We start from the raw sequence: 22,503 nt of genomic DNA, 5'->3' as shown, positions 1-22,503 counted from the left end.
TTAAATTGAGCCAGAGCCAGAGCCAGAGCCTAGGGCAGGCGTGGCCGATTGTCCTCTTCTGGCCGATTCTGTTGAAAAACTCCCTTGGCGATTTCGGCTATCGAAAGTACGTGGCTGACGCTGAAATCTGATTCTTTGTGGTGGCCGAGTTGCTCTAGATTTCACGTAGCAACGCTCGATTTGGACGTTTTTCAGGCAACTAACAAGCGACTCTGCCGGACACCTAGTTTTTCAACAAAATCGGCCGCAAGCTGACGCGATCATATATCCGGTTCACTTTCCTCCAGATGGATTAGATTTGGATTAGGGAGGATTAGCAGCCGGTGACTAACTCCCCGGACCTAGGGCATTGCTGGGTTTCGAGTCAGATAGTCAGAGGGTAGGTGGCTCGCTACAACGGTAAGGGCTACCTACTATGACGGTACCCCATACCTGCTGCGACGGTATCTCCCGCCTGCAATAACGGTATTTTTTTCCCATCCTGGCGCTTATTCAGGTGGCGGCGTTGCGCTTTACTCGGAGTTTTTTCGATCTTTACCAGATTGCCTTCCATGCAATAACTGAACGGTTGCCCATGATCGGTGCTCGACCGGCTCAAGGCGTCCAATGCTTTGTGAAGTAGCTGGCGAAATTTCGATTGATCGGTGGTTTTGCTGCCGGACAACCTATGGAGAGTTTCAATCTTCAGTGGAAACGGGGCTGCATGGCTCGAGTAGAAGGCGTGTAGCCATTGGGCTAAATAATGACCATTTAGTGTTTGCCGAACTCCCCAGTGAATTTGGGTGAACTGGTCGTGTGCGAACATTTTGTGTAGACCAGGGTTAAGGCGAATTATGAGCTGGCGGCTGTATTCATCACGGGAAAATTTGTTGATCAGACTTCCCTCAAAATGAATCAGTGGTCCGGCCTGAACCTCGAGCGCACAGGCACTCAGCCGGCTAAGGCGACTGATGAGTGTTTTACGATTTGCGCCGGTGTCCGTTAATTGCAGCAGCTGCAACAACTCATAAGCGGTAATGGTGCATTCCTGATCGATGGGCTGATTTTTCGCCAAATGCAGTACGGTCAGCCATACGTCCAGATCGCCCTGATCAAGTTGTGCGCCGGTGTAACTGATCGTGATGTTTTTCTGAGCGGGAATATTTTCCCGCTCGAAGCAGCTCCGTGCCCCCTTTGCAATTGCCCCGAACAACGCCGAGCGTAATGCGATGTTAGGTACTCCCCGATCGGTATTAGGCCAAAGTGGGAGTGAGCGCGATGTACTTCCCACAACCGTGGCGCTCGGTTCTGCGGCTCGAGGCATGGCCAGTGCCTTTGCTTTCATCGCCTCGATTTTAGCGACGCATCCGCGCACCGGGTGGGTAGATGCACTTAGGTTTTCTAGTTCGGCACAGGTTGATATTGGAGCCTCAGCCATTGTGGGAGCACCCACGAAGCTGCACACGCGTTCGGCTGAGGATCCAGGCAGATATATCGGTGCTCAGCCAGCCGACTGACCTGCTGCTGCCCAGCTCGTAGGGCGCGGGGAATTTACCCTCGGAGATAGCTCGGTAAATCGAGGAGCGTTTTTTCCCAACTACAAATTCGACCTCGGGAAGGCGGAGGAAACGTTTTTCGACCCCGAGATCCAGATGATCATTACTACGTATTGTCATGCTGTGTATCTCACGCAACAGCGCTTCCACCGTCCTCGTGGGTAAAAGCGTTGAGTGATAGTGAGTTGGCAGCTCAGGTTTTTGCGCGGAAGTAGAGTGTCTAAACAGCTCTTCGCGCAGGGCCTGAGGTTATGGCCAGCAGAAAGTCAGGGCATGACTCACGCAGGTTTTAGGAATTAGATTTGAGGAGATCTAACAGATACAGGACGGATTTGTGGCGTCACTGTCGCTTTGAGGTTGCAGCTAGCCGTTGCGCTAGTGCTATCCGATCTGGAAGTTCAGATTGGAAGTTTGAGTGCCTGTTCGGCGGTCCCACGGTGTCCTAAGACCTCCCGTGGGGTACCAATTTTTACCAGTACTAGGCCTGCGATTGCAACTGGCAGATATAAATTATTCTTTCAGGCTAGGTTCTCCCTGGTCGCGTTTGCTTTGATGGTGTCGAGGTAGTTCGCCCAGACTTGCATCATTTCTCGGCGCTCTTTCAAAAAGGTGGTCCTGTCATACGCCCGCCCGAGCGGATTTCTCACGGAGTGTGCCAGTTGGTGCTCAAGCAAATCATGTCGAAGTTCGAGGACCTCGGCCCCAATGGTGCGGGCCGATGCGCGGAATCCGTGGCCGGTCATCTCGTCTCCGCTGATGCCCATCCGACGTAAAGCAGCAAGGAGAGCATTGTTCGACATTGGGCGGTTCCCTCCCCGTGCCGAAGGGAAAACATATTGGTGCCTATCCGTTAACGGCTTCAGCTCTTTTAGCACTGCTATCGCTTGCTCACTAAGCGGGACGAGATGGTCTGCTCTGTCATGCTTGTTGACGGTAAGTCCTTTCATTTTTGCGCCAGGTATCAGCCATTCGCCGGCTTCGAGATCGAGTTCACTCCATTCCATATGCCGTAAATCGCCAGGTCTACAGAACAGAAGTGGAGCCAACTTGAGCGCACAACAAACGGGAAAGGTTCCGCTGTAGTTATCCATCACATTCAGAAGCGCGCCGAGCTTTTTAGGATCAGTCACCGCAGCGAAATGTTTTACGCGTTTGGCCGGGAGCGTCCTGGACAGATTTCCAATCTGGTGTGAGGGAGTGATCCCTGCAGCTTCAGCAAACTCGAAGATTTGTTTATAAATCTGCGCTACACGACGCGCCGTTTCGGCTGCGCCACGCTTGACGATTCGCTGAAGATTCTCGACCAATAAGGGGGTTGAAATACTGCTGATGGGAAGCTTCCCCAGCCAAGGATAAGCGTTGAGCTCAAGCCTTTGTTTCACGGTGCGGGTGTACTCGGGATCCCAAGATGATTCGCGAACGGCGAGCCAGTGCAAAGCGACCGACTCAAACGTGTGTTGGTGATCAAACTGGCTGACTGCTTTAGCCATTCGCTTCTGGAGAGAAGGGTCATGCCCCGCTGCTAATTGCGCTCGAGCTTCGTCGCGCTTCCTCCGTGCGTCCAGCAATCCGACTTCGGGATAGACGCCAAAGGCCATGCGTTTTTCTTTTCCTAGAAAACGATATTTCAGCCTCCAGTACCGCCCCCCGTTGGGTTGCACTTCAATGTACAGACCTTGCTCGTCGTACAGGCGATAGGTCTTGTCCTGCGGCTTAGCATTTCGGCAGTTGATATCTTTCAGGGGCATGGGGGCACATCCTCTCAAGGGCGACTTGATGGGCGTTTTATGCCCCCGTTAGTGCCCCCGTCAACCATGGGATGTTCTGGGATTACCTGGGAAAACGCGGGCGACAAAAAAGCCGTAAAGCTTTGATTTCTCTGGGCTTTACGGCTTTTATGGGACTTCCTGGGAAGAACATTTGGTGGGCCGGGGGCATTTGAACTGATCGATATTAATCAGTGAAATCAGTGTGTTTGTGGTTTTTATAAAACCTGGGATACACATAGGGATACAAGATCCACCGCGCTGCGGTGTGTCTACAGTCGATGCTGACATCTCACAGCTATTTATTTTCGAGTAGAGGTTCGATTTCTTGCAGCAGCCGATACGGGTCCGTATTGAGCTGACGAGCAACCTCCAGAAACTCCAATACATCGAGACGGCGTTCGCCCCTTTCGTACTTGGACACATAGGATTGCGGTCGTCTTAACGTGGCAGAGAGATCCTGTTGGGTCATCTTCGCGTCTCTGCGTGCTCCTATCAACAGCTCCAGTAATCGTTGATAGGGCGCGGAATGGATGGTCTTCATTGGGGGTACCGGAATTGGGCCGGTAATTTAAATAAACCTAAAATAGGTTTATCCCAAATCGGGTTATTGCTAGCATGTGCTCCTCAGGAAGGAATGACACATGCTTTTTATAGAACAGTGGCTGAGACTATGGTGGCGAGATCGCCGGTGCGCACCTGTGTTACCCAGGTATGTCATCAGGCGCTCATCGCTTGGACGACTGACAATCCGGTTTACTGGCGGGCCTGTCTATCCTGATATGCTCGATGATCTACGCGATGTATATAAGCGATTTGGTTATTTGGTTAGAAAGGGCGAAGAGCTGTCAGGTCAAGGGTGGGGGGAGCGTATTGCTGCGACTGGTGCCTGCCTCAGTGTTAACGAGCTACAAGCCATCAAGACACTGCTTCCAAATCCTGCTGAACCAACTCATGCAGGGATCGCCGCAATGTCTTCAAAAGGCATGTGAAGTGGCTTGCAAGATTTGTCATGTCACTTGCTGGCATAGGTGAATGGTGCGCGCGAGGAATTTTCAGGGGCATAGGCTGATTGCAGGCGGTAGTTCAGGCGCTGGAAACATTAGGTTTTCTGAGCTATCTCCGTTTCGTCAGGTCTTGAGCGCCATACTCCCGAGCGGACGCCGATCACACAAGCACGGAAAAAAACACAAACAGGCGTTTTAATTCCTGAAAGGTCCGTAAGCGGAACTTTGCTCGGAATTTTCAATTTGTCCCCTCACTTGTTCCCTCATTCCTTCGCGCGTGATTCCTTCTTCTCTTTCTATAGACAAGAATATGAGCGCTATTCCCTCTCAGAAAGGACTTATGAAAGCTAAGCGCTTGGTTACGGTCGCAAGGCGAGACGGGGGAATAGTTGGGCTGGTATAGATACCTTAGTGACTTGAACCTGACCGACGTCTGATCACCATCGGTTGCAGGGGTAAACTGGGTTTAGTGCTTTGGAGTGTAGGAAGCCAAGTGATGATATGTCCTCGTGGGCCTCTCACACATAGCCAGCCCCACAGGTTAAGCTGGCGGTTTTTTGCATGTACTCCAAGGAACCTATTGCGTGAACACGGAAAATCATTCCCAGACGGCCGCTTTCCTTTGGTCGATTGCCGATCTGCTACGCGGTGACTTCAAGCAATCTCAGTATGGCCGCATCATCCTGCCGTTCACCTTGTTGCGTCGTATGGAGTGTGTGCTGGCGCCGACTAAAGAAGCCGTGATCCGTGAGCATTACGCGCAGGAAGGCCGGCCTGATCTGGTGCGTGAGCGCTTCTTGCTGCGCGCCTCAGGCCATGACTTTTACAACGCCTCCAAGCTCACCTTAGAAACCTTGTCCGATACGCAAACAGCCGCTGACCTGATGAGCTATGTGCAGTCGTTCAGTAAAGAAGCTCGGGAGATTTTCGAACACTTTGAGTTTGAGAACTTCGTTCAACAGCTTTCCGCTGCCAATTTGCTATATCAGGTCGTTCAGCGTTTTGCCGTAGCGCCGCTAAGCCCTGCAGACATCAGCAATCGTGGCATGGGCATCATCTTCGAAGAGCTGATCCGCAAGTTCGCGGAAAGCTCTAACGAAACCGCCGGAGAACACTTCACCCCGCGCGATATCGTGCACCTGACCACCTCGTTGGTGATCACCGGGCAGGACGACAAGCTCAAGCCCAACAGCATCGTCACCATCTACGACCCGACTGCCGGCACGGGCGGTTTCCTCTCCGAGGGCGACGAGTACATCCAGTCCATCAGCCAACAGGTCACGGTGTCTTTGCACGGCCAGGAGCTGAACCCCGAATCATTTGCCATCTGCAAGGCGGACATGCTGATCAAGGGGCAGGACGTTTCCAACATCAAGCTGGGCAACACCCTGTCCAACGACCAACTGGCCGGCCCTGAGCACCGCTTCGACTTTATGCTCAGCAATCCGCCGTTTGGCGTGGAATGGAAGAAGGTACAAAGGCAGATCACCGATGAGCACACCGACAAGGGCTTCAACGGCCGTTTCGGGCCAGGCCTGCCGCGTGTGTCTGATGGCTCGCTGCTGTTCCTGTTGCACTTGGTCAGCAAGATGCGTGACCCGCGTGAAGGTGGCTCGCGCATCGGCATCATCCTCAACGGCTCGCCGCTGTTTACGGGTGGCGCAGGTTCCGGTGAGTCGGAGATTCGCCGCTACCTGCTGCAGAACGATATGGTCGAAGCCATCATCGCGCTGCCCACCGATATGTTCTACAACACCGGTATCGCCACCTATGTGTGGGTGCTGAGTAACAATAAGACCGCCGCCCGCAAAGGCAAGGTGCAGTTGATTGATGGCAGCCAGCACTTTGCCAAGATGCGCAAGTCGCTGGGCAGCAAGCGCCAGTACCTCACCGAGGAGCAGATCGACGAGTTGGTGCGCTTGTATGGCCGCTTTGAGGAAACCCCACAGAGCAAAATCTTCCCCGTCGAAGCCTTCGGCTACCGACGCATCACGGTCGAGCGTCCGCTGCGCCTGAACTTCCAGGTAAGTAGCCAGCGCATTGAAAAGGTGCTGGAAGAAAAAGCCATCGCGAAGCTGGAAGCCCCGGCCCGCCAGCGCTTGATCGAAGCGCTGCAGTCGATGGACGAAAGCCAGCTACACCGCAACCGCGAGCAGTTCAGCAAACTGCTGAAGAAGGCGCTCAGCGCCCACGATGTATCCCCTAGCGCGCCCGAGCTGAAGGCCATCCTCAACGGCTTGAGTGAGCGCGACCCCGAGGCGGATATCTGCATGGTCAAAGGCCAGCCGGAAGCTGATGCCGGCCTGCGCGATAACGAGAATGTTCCGCTGGGCGAATCGGTGTACGACTACTTCGTGCGCGAAGTGAAACCCCATGTGCCGGATGCTTGGATCGACGAAAGCAAGACCGATGTGCAGGATGGCGAAGTCGGTGTGGTTGGCTTCGAGATCCCCTTCAACCGCCACTTCTACGTGTTCCAGCCGCCGCGCCCGCTGGAAGAGATCGACCGTGATCTGAAGGCCTGTACCGACCGCATCAAGCAGATGATCGAGGGGCTGTCGGCATGACATTTTCCAGCTATCCGGAATATAAAAGCTCCGGGCATGAGTGGGTGGATAAAGTACCAAGTCACTGGCACATTTTTCGGAGCAAAAACATTTTCTCAGAGAGAAATGTAAAGGCCATTGAAAGTGACGAACAACTTACAGCTTCACAAAAGTATGGAGTGATTCCGCAAAGGTTATTTTCAGAGCTTGAAGACCAGAAGGTGGTGCAGGTTATCCTGGGTCGAGATATTTTAAAAAAGGCTGAAGTAAATGACTTTGTAATTAGTATGCGGAGCTTCCAAGGTGGATTAGAGTTTTGCTCCTATAGCGGCGCTGTAAGTTCTGCATATGTGCCGCTCTTTGCTAATAGAGAGATCGATAACAGGTTTTTTAAACATCTTTTTAAATCTGCACCCTTCATATCTGCGCTTCAAAATACGAGCAACCTTGTTCGTGATGGTCAGGCTCTCAGATATAACAACTTTGTTCAGCTATCTCTTCCGTTTCCTTCACTTAGCGAGCAGAGAACGATTGGTGCTTTCCTTGATTACGAAATTGCCCATATCAACTCGCTGATCAAAGAGCAGCAGCACCTGATCGAGTTGATCAAGGAAAAACGGCGAGGAATAGCACTGTCAGCGCTGTCCGATCAAAACCTTCCTTTAGTGCGTCTTGATCATGCTGTTGATGTCGTATCTCGACCGGTAAAACAGCGCGAAGGAGAAACCTACTCCGCAATAGGAGTTTTCAACAGAGATAGAGGATTGTTTCATAAAGAGTCCAAAGAAATGCACGATATGGGTGACTCTGATTTTTTCTGGATAAAGAGTGGTGACTTGATAATAAGTGGGCAGTTTGCTTGGGAGGGGGCTGTTGCTCTTGCAGGTAATGATGAAGAAGGGATGGTTGTTTCACATAGATACCCTGTACTTCGCGGAAAGCAAGGCATTGCTGAGACTGAGTTTGTATACGCCCTTCTGACAACGAAACACGGAGACTTTTTGTTGAACGAAAGTTCTCGTGGCGCAGCGGGTCGTAACAGACCTCTGAATCTTTCAGCATTGCTGAAAGAAAAAATCCGCATTCCCTCGAAGGAGATACAGCAACAGGTATGTGCCTTAGTTCGGTATGAAGCCGAGGTATTAGCAGAGTGCCGTCAGCAGATAGGTTTACTCCAAGAACGCCGCTCCGCCCTAATCTCCGCTGCCGTCACCGGAAAAATCGACGTACGCGGCTGGCAGCCACCGGCCAGCGCTTAAGCCCCGAATTAATACAAGAGGCCGTGTAATGGCGGACAGTAAAGAAGCTCAATTCCAGCAAGACATCATCACCGCCATGATCGGCCAGGGCTGGCTCACCGGCCCAGCCAGCGGTTATGACCGGCGCACGGCGCTTTATACCGAAGACTTTCTCGGTTACTTCAAGGAGGCGTGGCCGGAGCGCTGGGACAAGTTCGCCAAGGCCAACTCAAACAACCCGGAAAGCGTGCTGGTACAAAAACTGGTGCGCGAGCTGGAGCAGGACGGCACCTTGGATGTGCTGCGCCACGGCTTCAAGCTGCCGGGGGTGAGGATCGAGGCGTGCAGCTTCAAGCCCGACCACGGCATGAACCCGGATACTCTCAAGCGCTACCAGTGCAACCGCCTGCGCGTGGTGCCGGAGGTGTCTTACTCTCCGCATTTTAGGGCAGGTGATTACAACCCACGCTTGGACTTGGTGTTATTCGTCAACGGCATCCCAACCGCCACGCTGGAGCTGAAAAGCGAGTTCAAACAGTCGGTAGAAAACGCTAAGCGCCAGTATCGCAATGATCGCCCGGTTAAAGACCCACTCACCCGCAAGCCCGAGCCGCTGCTGACGTTTAAGCGCGGCGCGCTGGTGCATTTTGCGGTGGGCCAAAGCGAGGTGGCGATGACCACGAAGCTCGCGGGTAAAGACACCTTCTTTTTGCCGTTTAATCTGGGCAGTAGCGACGGCGGCGCCGGCAACCCGATGCCTGAAACCGACAACGAATACGCCACCGGATACCTGTGGCAGCGCCTGTTCCAGCCGGATGCTTGGCTCAAGGTGTTGGGCCGCTTCCTGCATCTGCAGAAGAGCGTGAAGGAAGATGCTGACGGCAAGCGCGTCACCAAAGAAACCCTGATCTTCCCGCGTTACCACCAGTGGGAAGTGGTCAACACGCTGATCGAGACCACCCGCAATGAGGGGCCGGGCAAGCGTTACCTGATCCAGCACAGCGCAGGTTCGGGCAAGTCCAACTCGATTGCTTGGACAGCGCATCAACTGGCCTCGCTCTACGATGCCGAGGGCCAGCGCCTGTTTAACTCGGTGATCGTGATTACCGACCGCACCGTGCTGGATAAACAACTGCAGGACACCATTTATCAGTTCGAGCACGCCCAGGGCGTGGTTAAGTGCATCAGCCGCGATATCGGTAGCCAGAGCAAGTCTGAGCAATTGGCCGAGGCACTGGCGGAACAGACGCGCATCATCATCGTCACCATCCAGACCTTCCCGGCGCTGTTTGATGCGCTGGACAAGTACCCGAAGCTGGCTAGCGGGCGCTATGCGGTGATCGCCGATGAGGCGCATTCATCGCAGACCGGCTCGTCGGCCAGCAAGCTCAAGCAGATTCTCGGTAGTGATGCCTCGGATGCAGAGGAGGTCAGCGCCGAGGATCTGCTCGACGCCGCTGTGGCCGCTCGCGCTCCTAATGAGCGCATTAGCTATTACGCCTTTACCGCCACGCCCAAGGCTAAGACCTTGGAGTTGTTCGGCCGCCCGGCTAATCCGGAGCTGCCGGCAAGTTCCGACAACAAGCCCGAGGCGTTCCACCTGTATTCCATGCGTCAGGCCATTGAGGAAGGTTTTATCCTCGATGTGCTGCAGAACTACACCACCTACAGCACCGCCTGGAAGATCGCCCACCCGGATGGCGATGACGAGGAAGTAGATTCGAAAAAGGCTAGGCAAAAGCTAGCGCGCTGGGTACGCCTGCATCCGCACAACATCAGCCAGAAGGTTGAGATACTTGTGGAGCACTTCCGCGCCAATATCCGTCACCTGCTAGGCGGCCAGGCCAAGGCCATGGTGGTCACTAGCAGCCGTCAGGAGGCTGTGCGCTATCAGTTGGCGGTGCAGGCTTATGTGAAGCAGATGGGCTATGCCGATGTGCATCCGCTGGTGGCTTTTTCCGGTAGCGTGCTGCCAGACGGAGTGATCCCCGAGGAAGTGACGGAAAGCAGTAGCCTGCTCAATCCCGGTCTGAATGGTCGAGATTTGGCAGCGGCTTTCGATACCCAAGACTTCAATGTGATGATCGCGGCCAACAAGTACCAGACCGGCTTCGATCAGCCCAATCTGTGCGCCATGTATGTGGACAAGAAGCTGCGGGGCGTGGACTGCGTGCAAACCTTGTCGCGCCTAAACCGCACCTTTGGCGACAGCAAGCCGACCTTCATTCTCGACTTCTTCAATGATCCTCAGGACATTCTCGACGCCTTCTTGCCTTACTACACCAAGGCCGAACTGACCGACGTTACTGACCCGCAGATCATCTATGACCTGCAAAAGAAGCTGGACGCCGAGGGGATTTATTACTGGCAGGAGGTTGAAGCCTTTGCTCTGGCCTTCTTCGATCCCAAAGCGGCAGCCAGTAAACTCAGTTATTACTGTGCGCCAGCCAAGGAGCGCTATGCCAAGCGTTATGCCCTTGCGCAGGAGGCGCACCAGCACGCGCTGGATTACAAGCGCACTGCTGAAACCAATGGCGACAGCGCAGGCCTGAAAAAAGCTGAGCATGCGTTGAAGGAAGCAGGCGAGCAGATTGATCAGCTCGATTTGTTCCGTAAGAACCTGCAAAGTTTTGTGCGTCTGTACGAGTTTCTCTCGCAGATCGTCCCTTATGAGGATCGAGAGTTGGAGATGCTGAGTGTTTATGCCCATGAGTTGTATCCGCTGTTGCGTGTGGACCGCTTAGATCAAGCCGACGTTGATATAGGCGAGTTGAAGTTGACCCACTACCGCTTAACAAAGCAAAAACAACAGCAACTGCGCTTGAGCGAGGAAGAGGGCGAGCACACTCTTAAGCCGGGTACGGATGTGGGTACCGGCAAGCCCCATGACCCAGAGAAGAAACGCCTGTCAGAAATCATTGAGGCGCTAAACGGTATCTTCGGCGCCGAAGTAAGCGATGAAGACCAGCTGCAATTCCTCACAGGCATAGCCAACCGCATCAGCCGTCAAGACGATGTGATGGCTCAGGTCAGCAACCATTCGGTGGAGCAGGTGATGCACGGTCTGTTCCCTAAACGGGTGCTGGATACCGTGCTGGACGCTATGACTGACCACGAGAAGCTGTCACTGGAAGTATTGGATAACGAAACCAAAAGTCGGGCTTTTGCATTGGTGATTTTGAAGATGCTGACGGCCGTTGGTGGGGTTGATCAACGCGGTCAAAACCGTATTTGAAGGACTGCTGAGGTGGGGCGCTAAGCATGGCAATTCCAGATTTTCAAAGCGTTATGCGACCTGTGCTGGCCACCGTGCAGAACGGTGCAGCGCTGGAGCTTAATGAATTACGCGAGCGGGTAGCGGATCAGTTTCAGCTGACTGAGGAGGAGCGCAAAGAGCGTTTGCCATCGGGCCATCAAACGGTGATTAACAACCGCGTGGGGTGGGCGCGTACTTACCTGAATAAAGCAGGGTTGCTGTGCATTCCGGCCAGGGGCATGGTGCAGATCACTGCGCGGGGGCGCGACGCTTTGGTCAGTGGTCCGGAGCGCATAACAATAAGTTGGTTGAAGCAGTTCCCGGAGTTTGCTGACTTCCATACAGCCAAACAGCAAGCGGTTGATGTGCTAGAAGCGCAGCAAGTGGATATTACCGAGACTACGCCGGACGAACAGTTGGCCGAGGCCCATCAGGCATTACTGCAATCGCTGGCCGATGAGTTGCTGGCCCAAGTACGGGCAGCCACGCCGAGCTTCTTTGAGCAGTTGGTAGTCGATCTGATGATTTCCATGGGTTATGGCGGCTCGCGCAAGGAAGCAGGTAAGGCGACCCAGGCGACCAACGATGACGGCATCGACGGCATCATCAAGGAGGACAAGCTCGGTCTCGACGTGATCTACCTGCAAGCCAAGCGCTGGACTAATACGGTACATCGCCCGGAGATCGACAAGTTCATTGGAGCCCTGACTCGTCATCGGGCGCGCAAAGGCGTGTTTATCACTACCTCGGACTTTTCCGATGGTGCCCGAACTGCAGCGCAAGGGTTGGATATCAAAGTGGTGCTTATCGACGGCGTGGAGCTGGCGCGGTTGATGGTGGAGAACAACCTGGGCGTGAGCGTTAAGCAGGTTTACGAAGTGAAACAGTTGGACAGTGATTACTTCACTGAGGAGTGATGACCCTAACAGGATTTTGGGGCATTTCTCGATAAAAACATTAGTTTTTCTTACATAAATACCATCACGAATTTGCTCATGGTACTGATGCAGGCGCTCGGCAGGCAGCGTGCCCATCGAGGAACAACCCCTTAACCGGCAGCGTCTGCATGTTTTTTAAGTGCGCGCATTCAAGGGGGGATTGCACCTAAACGGTATTCATTCGACAAGATCTCCGTGGTGGTGTAAGTTTTTCAAGTCGTCGCGAGAGGCCGCTGCTCTAACGCCAGCAAAGCGGAGCTGGTATTCGGTCTAGGAGGTACCTTGCGACGATTCCCCTCGAAAGCCCCACTTGCTGGGGCTTTCCTGTTTCTGGGTTATGGCGTGCGAGGTTGAAGATATTCTTAACAGCCTGCTGTCACTGAGCAGCGCACCAGAGCGCTTTTTGCAGCCTTGGTCAGTGAATCATCCCTGATTGTTTTCGCCTACATCAGCAATAGGTTCGTCAATCAGTCTACAAAGAATGTCCAATGGCACCACGTAAAGCCTTGCGTATCTAGTGAGCACTGGTAACGGCGGAATGCGCTCGCCTTTTTCTGCTAATGAAACTTGAGTTCGGCCCTGGTATCCCAGTTGCTCTGCGACCGATGAGGCTGCCACTTGTGCAACCCGAAGGTGTGTCCCGATGGTGCGAGCTAAGGTCTTGGTGTTTACGGTTTTATAATGCCTCCTGGATTTCGGCGTCAGACCAGCGCCAGTGGGCAGCAGTCAGTGCTTCGTCATAGGTCATAGGGGCATCGATCATGGTGATCAATTTACCCCGAAGGCGTATCTGCCAGTTCGATCTCCGTGTCGCGCCGTCATTCGCCGAGACTTCGTCTATCAGCTCTAGACGGTGCAACTTGATGAACTGGCGAAGGCTTAGCGTTAACTGGCTGGACGGTGAGACAACTAATCGATTGCCTTTAACTCTGGCGTTGAAACCGTTTTCGCGGAGATAGTCGATAGCGCCCATCAGAAAGCCTCCATATCATCTTCATCGAAAGAAACTTCCTGATTCGAAGTCGTGAATGTCGTCATGTCGTGCCCTTGGGCTGTTACTGGTTCGTCTTGCACGACTTCACGACTTGCACGACTTGGTGTTGGCAGATTTCTTTTTATCTCCCACTTCACCGTGCTGCCGACTTTGCCAAGGCACTTGCACTCGATTCCAGTCTGGCGGAGTGCGGGGGCTGCGCGACGCAATGCATCGCCTAAGCCTTTTGGCGACTTCGGCCATGAGTCGCAGCCGGTCGGACGGTACTGCTCCAGGGACAAGAGGATCTCTTTTACTGGGGCAGTTATCCCCAGTGGACGGGCCTCGACCATATCCACCACCGCAGCGGCCACTGGGCTGGCGTCGATGGTGCGTGACAAACTTTCCGTGCGACTGGCGTTGAACTCGTGAATGAAGTCTGCCGGCTTATGTCCGACAGCAGCGGCAACGGCCATGCCTAGGCGGGCGAACTCGACCAGACGCGGACGTTCATCCGCAGGAATGCGCATCGCCGGCAACAACTCAAGTGCCTTGGCCGCAATGTCCAGTAATGCGCCAAGTAAGCGCGGGCGCTCGGCCTCGTATTCGCGCCAGAGTTCAGTTACTTCTAGGCGCTCGGTAATAACTGGTGTCTCAATGGTGATCGTTCGATCAACCAGGTCTTGAGCGGTGACACATGCCGATATGCCGTTGAGGATGATCGGGCGCTTCACGCTGATGATGCTTTCTTCGCAGTCGCTATACAGCTTGCGCTTGGCGTAGCCGCCACCAGTTGCCAGAACACAAAGCGCATCCTGCATTGGCGCAGGTAGGTGCGACACGTTTTCATAGCTGAGCACCGGGCACGCGTTGGCAGATACGAAAATATCCTCGACTGACTTCGGTGCGCCGCGCAGGTTGCAGGCGTTTGGGTCAAATAACCCTCGCAGCGCCGTTTGGGTGCCGCTCTTGCCACTTCCTTGCTCACCAAGTAGTTCGGCCACCGGATAAGGCGTATCGGGGCGCAGGCACTCCACTAGCCAGGTCAGCGCCAGCAGCCGAAAGCCAGTCGGAATATTTGCCACGCGCCATAGTGCATCGATAGATCCACCGGCCACCGGGTCGGGCAGTGGTTGCATTGATTCAGGTCTAACAAACATGGCAGTGGGAGACTCGACTATCTTCCAGGCACCAGGCTGAATGCGAACCGCCCGACTGCTGCCAGGTGCCGCCAGGTCGAGAAAATACTCGCCATCAGATCCAGCCGTGCGCAGGTGAACCTGTAGAAATTCGCCTTGAAATCGCCCAAGCCCGGCCAGGGTGCTCAGCGCCTCGCGGGTTGACTGATCGCGCGGCGACTTACCCGTGTCGATATAAAAGCCAGCTAGTAGGCAGTCACGAAACTGGCGAGAGCCTAAGCCGCGTACTTCGCCGGTTTTGCGGTCCCTGGTAAATACGTCTTTATTTTGATCGTGGAATAGCTCGAAGCGTTGCTCGACGAACTTGACCAGTTGAGATGCTTGGCTCTGCTTTTCATCTTCGCTTGGTTCGAAATGTTCTTCGACTGCAACGCTGTACTTTGGCAGGTGGTTGTCGGGTGCGACCATTAATTGCAGGAGCTGCTCGACGGTGCCTCCAGCATCCAACCAGTCAGACACGTCACCCTTAGGCGGCAGATTAGGTAGACATAGTATGTTGGCTTGAGTCACTAGATTCAGGTTGGCGGCCACCTTGCTGGCGTGCTTGCGGCCGGGCTCGTCATTGTCGGCAAGGATGACCACACTACGCCCAATGAAGTGCTCGTTGAACGTATCTGGCCACTTGCCAGCGCCGCCTGCATTGCAGGTTGCGACGAGGCCGAGTGACTCCAAGCTCAGCACGTCTTTTTCGCCCTCTACGACGAACACAGTTTGTTCCGGAGGCGCGTCCAGCAGTTGCGGCAGGCGATAGGGGATCTGACGTACACCCTTAACCGACCAGATCCAACCGCCTTTACCGTCCGGCTTACGCTGACGAAAGTCCTTTGGGTCAAACCGGACTACTTCGAACAGCAGCTGGCTTTTCTCGTCCTCGTAGGCATAAGTGGTTTCTATTTTCGGCTTCGGTACGACTTTTGGTCTTACTGGTACGGGCTTCGACTGCGGCTCTTTCAAACCGCACTTTTCCAGCCAGCTCAACTGCCCAGAACGAGTGACGATGCCCGTTTCCCTACTGATTAAGTCGAACACACCACCGCCGACGCCACACTCGTGGTCGTGCCAGACGCCTTTGTTTAGATCCACCGCGAGCGAACCGTGATTGCCGAAACGCAGCTCACTGGCTTTGCTCAATACCGCATTCGGCTCGCCTAAAAGATGACGTGCTACAGGCCCCATCAAGGAATCTAGGCCGAATGAATCCGTCGTCGCGTTTGCGACGTTTTGATTATTCATTTTTAAGGTCTCGGTTCGACGGGGATGACGATGCCGGTCGGTGTGCGCGTTAGGCCTGCGAATAGTTGTCGGGGCATGGTGCCCAGCTTGCGGACGGTATCAGTCAAAAAGTATTGAGTGGCTGAGGTCATAGAGGCTCCGACTCAGACGCTTCCTTGAGGTCATCGCTGGTTTTTTGTTTGTGCCGCGCGGGCTTTTTCATGCGGCATCCCTCTTTGCGATCTTGGCTTGGAGCCAGGCCTCCACTTCGGCGAACACATAGAACGCGGCGGCTTGACGAGCTTCACCATCCTTGATCGGCTTCGGGAAGGTAGGATCTTTCTTGCGGAGTTTGTTCAGGCCTGAGCGGGACAGGTCGAGCCAGGCGCAAAGCGCTGACTGGCGGATAAGTGCTTTGTTGCTATTGGTATATGGATGCATTTCTACGTCTCCTTAAAGGTGACGTAATACTCCTGCCTAGGGTATCCCCCCGCGCAACTATCCCCCTGTCCCCTATTTTGGGGTAGTAATGGCACTGCCTTTATCTGCAATACGTTTGTCAGATCGAAGCCGTTCCCAAGCCTTATTGAACGTCTTATCCGAAAAAAGATCACGGCGGCTAGCGAGCTTCTCCCATATGCATCTCTTGATTCCAGGCCTGCCCGGTATGTTTTTAGGCAAGTTTTCCGGGATGTAACCAAGTGCATGTAACGCATCTAGTATGGCCGTCTCTTGACAAATGTACTTCGGGACGTATGGCTCATCGTTTTCGCCCGAGACTGGGCTTATTTCTTCATCAGTTTTGGATGGCAACCCTGCTATCTCGGGCAAATTATCTGCGTTGCATATTCCATGTTCGCGAGTGAAAGCCAGTAAGGCGCTGGTTTCAATGACCCAGTGTGCCGTCGGGGGGAGAACTAGGGTGTTTATGCGCACCACGCGTTTGGGGTCGGAAGTATTGAACTCTAAGCCGAGTACTCGGCTTTCAATTTCTCCTTTTGAGTTCAGCCTGGTCGTTATTAGCTCATCAATAATCCGCAATTCAAAAGTACCCTCAATACCAGGGGATAGGGGGTGCTGCTCTTCTTCGACAAAATCATGGATGCCGTCTGAGAACGGCTCGATAATTGTTCCCACTACTGCGGAAACTGGAGCAGTAAAACGAGCGGATATACGTAGTTTTCCTTCGGTGGCTAATAAAAGTAGGTCAGCCTCATCAACTCTTACTCCTGTTTTATCAGCTAGATATGTCGCTGCGTCGATTAATGTCAGCCACGGTTTTGTTCTTTGGAGCCAGTTCATTTATTATTTTTTCCTGTAGAACCATCTTCATCAGAGTGTTGGCTGTTATTAGGCGAAGGCGGTCATTGGTTGGGTTAGGCACGCTTTAACTCGACCACATTTCCAGCAGCCAGCTTGTCTAGATAGTCGGCATACCATTGCATCATCACCTTGCGTTGCTCCAGGTATGTGCTTTTGTCGTAGACGCCCCGAACACCCTCTTTTACGTGAGACAGCTGGGCCTCGACGTGCTGCGAGTCGAAGCCGTTTTCGTTAAGGATCGTGCTGGCTAGATGTCGAAAACCGTGGCCGGTTTGGCGGCCTTCGTAACCAAGACGGCGCAGGGCCATCAGGAAGACTGTGTTGGAGCGCGCTTTTGTAGTATTCCCGCGACCGGGGAAAAGCAATGGATAGCTGCCGGTGAGGTTGTGCAGCTCTCTCAAGAGCGCAACTGCTTGAGTTGGTAACGGCACGAGGTGCTCGCGACGGCGTTTCATGCGCTCGGCAGGGATAAGCCATTGGCAAGTATCGAGGTCGAACTCCTTCCAACTGGCTTCGCGCAACTCTGAAGGGCGGCATGCGAGCATGCTCAGTAAGCGCAGCCCGATCCGCACATCAGGGGCATGCGGGTAAGCCTGGATCGCACGCAGCAGCGCGGGAAACTCATCTAGGGATACATGGGCAAAATTTTCGACTGGCTTGGTTAGCAAAAACTTGTGCAAGCCCTCGAGCGGGTTATGCGTCGCTCGGCCGGTGACGCGAGCCAGGTCGTAGATTTCTCGGCACATGCCTCGAACTCGGCTGGTTTGCTCCACGATGCCGGTCTGTTCCATATCACGCAGGAACTGCATCCACTCCATGGGTGTAATGCTCGTGTAAGGACGTTTGCCTAATACCGGAAACACGTGCTTTTCCAATGCGCCGATGGTGCGAACCGCCGTGCCGTCTGACCACGTTTTACGTTTGGTGCCGTACCACTCGCGGGCGAGGTGCTCGAAGGTGTTGTTCGCAGCTTCCGCCTCGGCAGTCTTCTTGGCTTGTTTTGTGGCCAGCAGACTGCCGTCTTTGGCTGTTGCATCGCGCAGTTCACGGACCTTTTTGCGGGCCTGCTCACCGGTGAGCTGATGCTCACCTTTGCCATAGCTCCCAAGCCCCAGCCATGACCATTGGCCACCTGGTTTTTTGTAGCGCAATTGCCATGATTTGGAGCCATCAGGCTTCACGCGCAGATAAAGACCATCGCCATCCAGCTCGCGGTATTCCTTGGCGTCCGCCTCCAAACTAGCCAACACGGTGTCAGCCATTGGGCGTTTCTTAATTTCGCCACGCTTCAACCGTGTATCCCCTTGGTTCACCTTTTCGAAAAGGATACACGCCGGGATACATGAGGGGCAATGCTATAGGGATGCATGAGGATACGTGCAGAAACAAGAAGCCCCGCACTAGGCGGGGCTTATAAGGGGGTTTTCAGCCATGTGGGAACATGTGAAAACGTGCATTTGGTGGAGCCGGGGGGATTTGAACCCCCGTCCGCCAGAACTCCGCTATCGGTTCTACATGCTTAGCCGTGTCTACTAAGTTAACCCTTGGCCGCCCGACGGGCAGGGTGCTTTGGGCGAGTTGTGTAAGATTTAGTCGCTTCGTCCACAACGTACTAGGCGACGATTCTGTTCTATCTGACAATCATTTCGGGTTTACAGACATCCCCTAGTGATTGCTGGAGCCGAAGCTACCAGAAGTGCGCTAGGCTGCTTACGCAGCTAGTTGAGCACCGTAATTGTCATCATTGGCAATTATAGAGTTTGCAACAGTGGATTTACGAGTTCTGTCACCAACTCGGCATGCCCCTCAAGTTTTGCTACCGGCGTCGAATCCTAATCGGCCCCAAAACTTTCGTGGTGTCACTGGGGCGAGAGTGTACGCCAAAGGTTGCGCCGAGTCGACCCGGCAATTGTCAGACGAGCCCCTCTATGTCGCTGCGCTATGATTGCGCCATAGTGCACCCACTTTTCTCTGGATGAGAGTCTTGAATGCCGTTGGCTTCTAGTTTTCCTTTACGTCGTTGGATCTGGCGGGCGTTTGCCCAAAGTGCGCTGATTCCGCTGATTTTAGTGGAGTCGGTGCTGATTGCTGCGTACTTGTGGAGCAACACGGCGATCCGTGATGCGCAGGTTGAACACTTGCAGCAGGGTGCGTTGGATAGTCTGTCGGCGGCAGTTAAGCGCGAGGGGCAGGTGATTGATGTGGGCCTGCGCTCGGTTGAAAGCCAGGTCAAATTATTCCGTGATGCCACGCTAACGGCGCTGAATAACAGCGCCTTTGAGCCCGACGCAATCGAGATTAAGCGTCACACCACCACGCCCAGTGGGGTGTTTTATAGCCGTACAGATGATGGCCGGGCGGCTTCCTTTTATGCCAACAGCACGCCACTGGCTCAGCAGGATCACGCTAAGGCGCTGCGCCTGTCGCAGCTTGATCCGTTGATGCGTTCGATCAGTGAGGTCAATCCGCGGGTCGCCTCCAGTTATTTCAACACCTTCGACAGCTACAACCGCATCTACCCGTTTTTTCGCCCGCAAAAACAGTATCCCCATGACATGGTGATACCGGACTACAACTTCTATTACCTCGCCGATGCCAAGCACAACCCGCAGCGCAATGTGGCCTGGACCGAAGTGTATGTGGACCCCGCCGGCATGGGCTGGATGGTCTCGGCGGTGGCGCCGGTGTATCGCGGTGATTTTCTGGAGGGGGTGGTCGGCCTGGATATCACCGTGGGGCAGATCCTTAACGACATCGGTGAGTTGGATGTGCCGTGGCAGGGCTATGCGGTGTTGGTCGGGCGCGATAATCGCATTCTGGCTTTGCCCCGCGCCGGTGAAGAGGACTTCGGCCTCAACGAGCTGACAGGCTACTCCTACGCTGAAGCGGTGCGCCGGGAAATTCTCAAGCCAGAAGACTTCAAACTGAGCAAACACCGGGAAATGCAGCCCGTGTTGCGTGCCATGGAGGAGGGCCGTGACAATGTGCAGGAAGTGCTGCTCGGTGGCCGTAAACAGCTGGTGGCCTGGAGTGAGATTCCACAAACCGGCTGGAAGCTGCTGCTGGTGGTGGATGAGCAAAACATCTTCCACGAGACCAATCGCCTGGCCAACCATTATCAGAAGATTGGTTACTGGTTGATTGCTGGCTTGCTGCTGTTTTACCTGCTGTTTTTCGCGTGGATGTGGCTGCGCTCAAGGCGCTTGAGCGAACAACTGGTGCAACCCATTGATGGCATCGTGGGCATGATGTGTGGCTTAGGCCGAGGCGAGTTTCAGCCAAATGCACCGGTAACCCCAATCAAAGAATTAGCCCACATGGCCGATGCCGTGCTGCACACCGGCGAGCAGTTGCAGGCCAGTGAGGCACAGCGTCTGGAGGCGCAGCGGATTCTCGATGTGGTGTTGCAAAGCACCACGGAGAGTTTGTGGACCATCGATATCGAGGCTGAGACCATCACCCTCAGTCAGCGCTTTATCGAGCGCTTTGGCCTGGCGGCCAGCACCTTGCCATTGCGTGAATACAACCAGCGCATGCACCCCAACGATCAGCAGCGGATTAGCCAGCTGCGCGGTTTGTTTGCCTACAGTGGCGAGGATCAGTTCGAGGCCGAGTACCGTTTTGCTGATGCCAACGGTGAGTATGTGTGGCTGCTCAGTCGCGGGCGGGTGCTGGAGCGCGACAGCGAAGGGCATCTCGTTAATATCGCTGGTACCTACGTCGATATTTCCCGACTCAAGCGGGTGCAGGACGAACTACGTCGCGCCACCCAGGATGCTCAGGCGGCGAGCCAGGCCAAGAGCCGTTTCCTGTCCAGCATGAGCCATGAACTGCGCACGCCGCTCAATGCTATTTACGGTTTTGGCCAGTTGATCGAGATGGAAGTGCAGGGCCGCCCTGAGGCCAAAGCCGAGGCGGATTACGCGCGGGAAATCATCAATGCCAGTCGCCATCTGACCTCGTTAGTCGACGAGATTCTCGACCTGTCGAGCATTGAAAACAGCCGTCAGCAAATCAACTTGCAACCCGTGGCAGTGGCCGACATGTTGCGCAGTTGCGGCGAATTGATCCAGCCGCAAGTGCAGCAACGCCAGCTGCAGCTTGAGGTGTTAGCTGAGCCCGATGTTGGCCTGTATGTACAGGCTGACTTGCGCCGCTTGCGTCAGGTGCTGCTCAACCTGCTGTCCAATGCGATCAAGTACAACGTCGCCAATGGCATGGTGCGGGTGGGCTACGAGGTGCGTCCTGATTGCGTCAGGCTGTGGGTTGAGGACAGCGGTACGGGCCTGAGCCGCGAGCAGCAGGGCAATCTGTTCCAGCCATTCCAGCGCTTGGGCCGGGAGAATTCGAGTATTCCTGGCACGGGTATCGGCTTGGTGCTCAGTCGTGAGTTAGCCCACTTGATGGGCGGTGAAATCGGCTTCACCAGCACCGTGGGCTTAGGCAGCCGGTTCTGGATCGATCTGCCTAGTGCGGCCGCGCCTGCCGGTGCTGATGAGACGCAGCCCAATGCGCCAGCGCTGCAGCCCAAGGTGTTGGCCAATGTGCTGTGTGTGGAGGATCACCCCGCCAGTCTGAAACTGGTGCAGGAAGCCTTGCGTGATATCGCCAACGTACGTGGCGTTGGCTCCTTACAGCTGGCGCTGGCTGAGCTTGAGCATTACACGCCGACGTTGGTGCTGCTGGATTTGGATTTGCCTGACGGCGACGGTTTGCAGGTACTGGATATGATGCGCAGCACGGCGCGCTTACAGACGGTGCCGGTCTTGGTCATCAGTGCCGCTGCGGATAAAACGCTGTTTGAGCAGGCTTGCGCTCGGGGTGCGCAAGCCTGCTTGGCCAAGCCAATTAACCTGGCACAAATTCGCAGCCAAGCTATTCATTTACTGAGTCATGCGCTATAGCTGCGTGTGCTGGGGCGCTGCTGGCTCAGGGCTAGCAGCGCTACTAGTCGCAAAGCTGATTTATTTATCGCGCCTTAGCCTATGGTTAAGGCTTTACACGCCACGGGCTCGGAGAGCGCTATGTCTACTTTAAATACTGAGCAACAGCTGGCGGCTCGTTTGGCCATTTTGCATAACCCCCAAGCGCAGAACTGCACGGTATATCGCGCCGATGAGCACGACCCCGAGGCAGAGGAACAGGATCTGGGGGATGCCAAAGTGCTGTTTCTTGGCGCCTTTGAGGCGCCGGCCGATTGGGATGCGCTGGAGCGCGAAGAGTACTTTGCCGACAGCGCGCCTGAGCTGTTCGTCAACGCCCGCATCGAGTGCGAGGCCAGCCCTGGCAGCAAGACCTATTTCAGTGCCGATATCGGTGACTATGTCGCCGCGCAGCCAAGCTTGGGTGAGGTGGTGATGTACTACGTGCACGATTATGTCGAAGACGACACGGGCCTGATCTACGTGTTGCAACGCGATGAGGAAGTGCTGGAGTAACCGGCAGGCCCGGCAGTGTCCTCTGTAGTACCGGGTTATTACCCGGTACTGCTGTTTTAGGCCGACACTTCG

General features: G+C 54.6%; 15 protein-coding genes and 1 other RNA gene. 6 read left to right on the top strand and 10 right to left on the bottom strand.

Going from position 1 to position 22,503, the window contains the following annotated elements; translation table 11 throughout:
* Nucleotides 1–406 precede the first annotated feature (406 nt).
* From trfA to NTD81_RS17205, 4 genes are all read right to left on the bottom strand, one after another.
* Nucleotides 407–1,417 (bottom strand): plasmid replication initiator TrfA, encoded by a 1,011-nt coding sequence (gene trfA, locus NTD81_RS17215; protein WP_262183902.1) that lies wholly within the window; start codon nucleotides 1,415–1,417, stop codon nucleotides 407–409.
* Complete coding sequence (locus NTD81_RS21505; protein ID WP_410017177.1) at nucleotides 1,410–1,655, bottom strand: helix-turn-helix transcriptional regulator; 246 nt, start codon at nucleotides 1,653–1,655, stop codon at nucleotides 1,410–1,412. The genes trfA and NTD81_RS21505 overlap by 8 nt, the downstream gene beginning before the upstream one ends.
* 398 nt (nucleotides 1,656–2,053) lie before the next feature.
* Nucleotides 2,054–3,283: a tyrosine-type recombinase/integrase gene (locus NTD81_RS17210; RefSeq protein WP_262183899.1), complete on the bottom strand. Its 1,230-nt coding sequence runs from the start codon at nucleotides 3,281–3,283 to the stop codon at nucleotides 2,054–2,056.
* A gap of 316 nt (nucleotides 3,284–3,599) precedes the next feature.
* The gene (locus NTD81_RS17205) at nucleotides 3,600–3,845 is read right to left on the bottom strand and encodes a helix-turn-helix domain-containing protein (RefSeq protein WP_262183898.1); all 246 of its coding nucleotides are present in this window, start codon (nucleotides 3,843–3,845) and stop codon (nucleotides 3,600–3,602) included.
* 1,047 nt (nucleotides 3,846–4,892) lie between these two features.
* On the opposite strand from NTD81_RS17205, the gene NTD81_RS17200 reads away from it, so the two are divergent.
* The 4 genes from NTD81_RS17200 to NTD81_RS17185 are packed head-to-tail and all read left to right on the top strand — an operon-like array spanning nucleotide 4,893 to nucleotide 12,265.
* Nucleotides 4,893–6,875: a class I SAM-dependent DNA methyltransferase gene (locus tag NTD81_RS17200; RefSeq protein ID WP_262183897.1), complete on the top strand. Its 1,983-nt coding sequence runs from the start codon at nucleotides 4,893–4,895 to the stop codon at nucleotides 6,873–6,875.
* A complete protein-coding gene (locus NTD81_RS17195) occupies nucleotides 6,872–8,113 on the top strand; it encodes a restriction endonuclease subunit S (RefSeq protein ID WP_262183896.1) in 1,242 nt (413 codons plus the stop codon). The genes NTD81_RS17200 and NTD81_RS17195 overlap by 4 nt, the downstream gene beginning before the upstream one ends.
* 28 nt (nucleotides 8,114–8,141) lie before the next feature.
* The gene (locus NTD81_RS17190; RefSeq protein WP_262183895.1) at nucleotides 8,142–11,327 is read left to right on the top strand and encodes a type I restriction endonuclease subunit R; all 3,186 of its coding nucleotides are present in this window, start codon (nucleotides 8,142–8,144) and stop codon (nucleotides 11,325–11,327) included.
* A 26-nt stretch (nucleotides 11,328–11,353) separates the two neighbouring features.
* The gene (locus NTD81_RS17185) at nucleotides 11,354–12,265 is read left to right on the top strand and encodes a restriction endonuclease (protein WP_262183894.1); all 912 of its coding nucleotides are present in this window, start codon (nucleotides 11,354–11,356) and stop codon (nucleotides 12,263–12,265) included.
* 697 nt (nucleotides 12,266–12,962) lie between these two features.
* On the opposite strand, the gene NTD81_RS17180 is transcribed toward NTD81_RS17185, so the two are convergent.
* The 6 genes from NTD81_RS17180 to ssrA form a co-directional block, all read right to left on the bottom strand.
* Nucleotides 12,963–13,259: a hypothetical protein gene (locus tag NTD81_RS17180; protein ID WP_262183893.1), complete on the bottom strand. Its 297-nt coding sequence runs from the start codon at nucleotides 13,257–13,259 to the stop codon at nucleotides 12,963–12,965.
* A complete protein-coding gene (locus tag NTD81_RS17175; protein WP_262183892.1) occupies nucleotides 13,259–15,691 on the bottom strand; it encodes a toprim domain-containing protein in 2,433 nt (810 codons plus the stop codon). Before NTD81_RS17175 ends, NTD81_RS17180 begins: the two co-directional genes overlap by 1 nt.
* A gap of 198 nt (nucleotides 15,692–15,889) precedes the next feature.
* Nucleotides 15,890–16,111 (bottom strand): helix-turn-helix transcriptional regulator, encoded by a 222-nt coding sequence (locus NTD81_RS17170; RefSeq protein WP_262183890.1) that lies wholly within the window; start codon nucleotides 16,109–16,111, stop codon nucleotides 15,890–15,892.
* A 72-nt stretch (nucleotides 16,112–16,183) separates the two neighbouring features.
* Nucleotides 16,184–16,972, bottom strand: coding sequence for a hypothetical protein (locus NTD81_RS17165; RefSeq protein WP_262183888.1), 789 nt, complete (start codon nucleotides 16,970–16,972; stop codon nucleotides 16,184–16,186).
* Nucleotides 16,973–17,046: 74 nt separating this feature from the next.
* Nucleotides 17,047–18,285, bottom strand: coding sequence for a tyrosine-type recombinase/integrase (locus NTD81_RS17160; protein WP_262183887.1), 1,239 nt, complete (start codon nucleotides 18,283–18,285; stop codon nucleotides 17,047–17,049).
* Nucleotides 18,286–18,451: 166 nt separating this feature from the next.
* Nucleotides 18,452–18,837, bottom strand: a transfer-messenger RNA (tmRNA) gene (gene ssrA, locus NTD81_RS17155).
* A gap of 144 nt (nucleotides 18,838–18,981) precedes the next feature.
* Between ssrA and NTD81_RS17150 the strand changes: the two genes are divergently transcribed.
* On the top strand, nucleotides 18,982–21,897 hold the full coding sequence (locus tag NTD81_RS17150; protein ID WP_262183886.1) for an ATP-binding protein: 2,916 nt from the start codon (nucleotides 18,982–18,984) through the stop codon (nucleotides 21,895–21,897).
* A gap of 120 nt (nucleotides 21,898–22,017) precedes the next feature.
* A complete protein-coding gene (locus NTD81_RS17145; RefSeq protein ID WP_262183885.1) occupies nucleotides 22,018–22,431 on the top strand; it encodes a hypothetical protein in 414 nt (137 codons plus the stop codon).
* The last annotated feature ends 72 nt before the right edge of the window (nucleotides 22,432–22,503 follow it).

The organism is Pseudomonas sp. 5P_3.1_Bac2, from assembly GCF_025465995.1.
Taxonomy (GTDB): domain Bacteria; phylum Pseudomonadota; class Gammaproteobacteria; order Pseudomonadales; family Pseudomonadaceae; genus Aquipseudomonas.
This window is presented reverse-complemented; position numbering and strand designations above follow the sequence as displayed.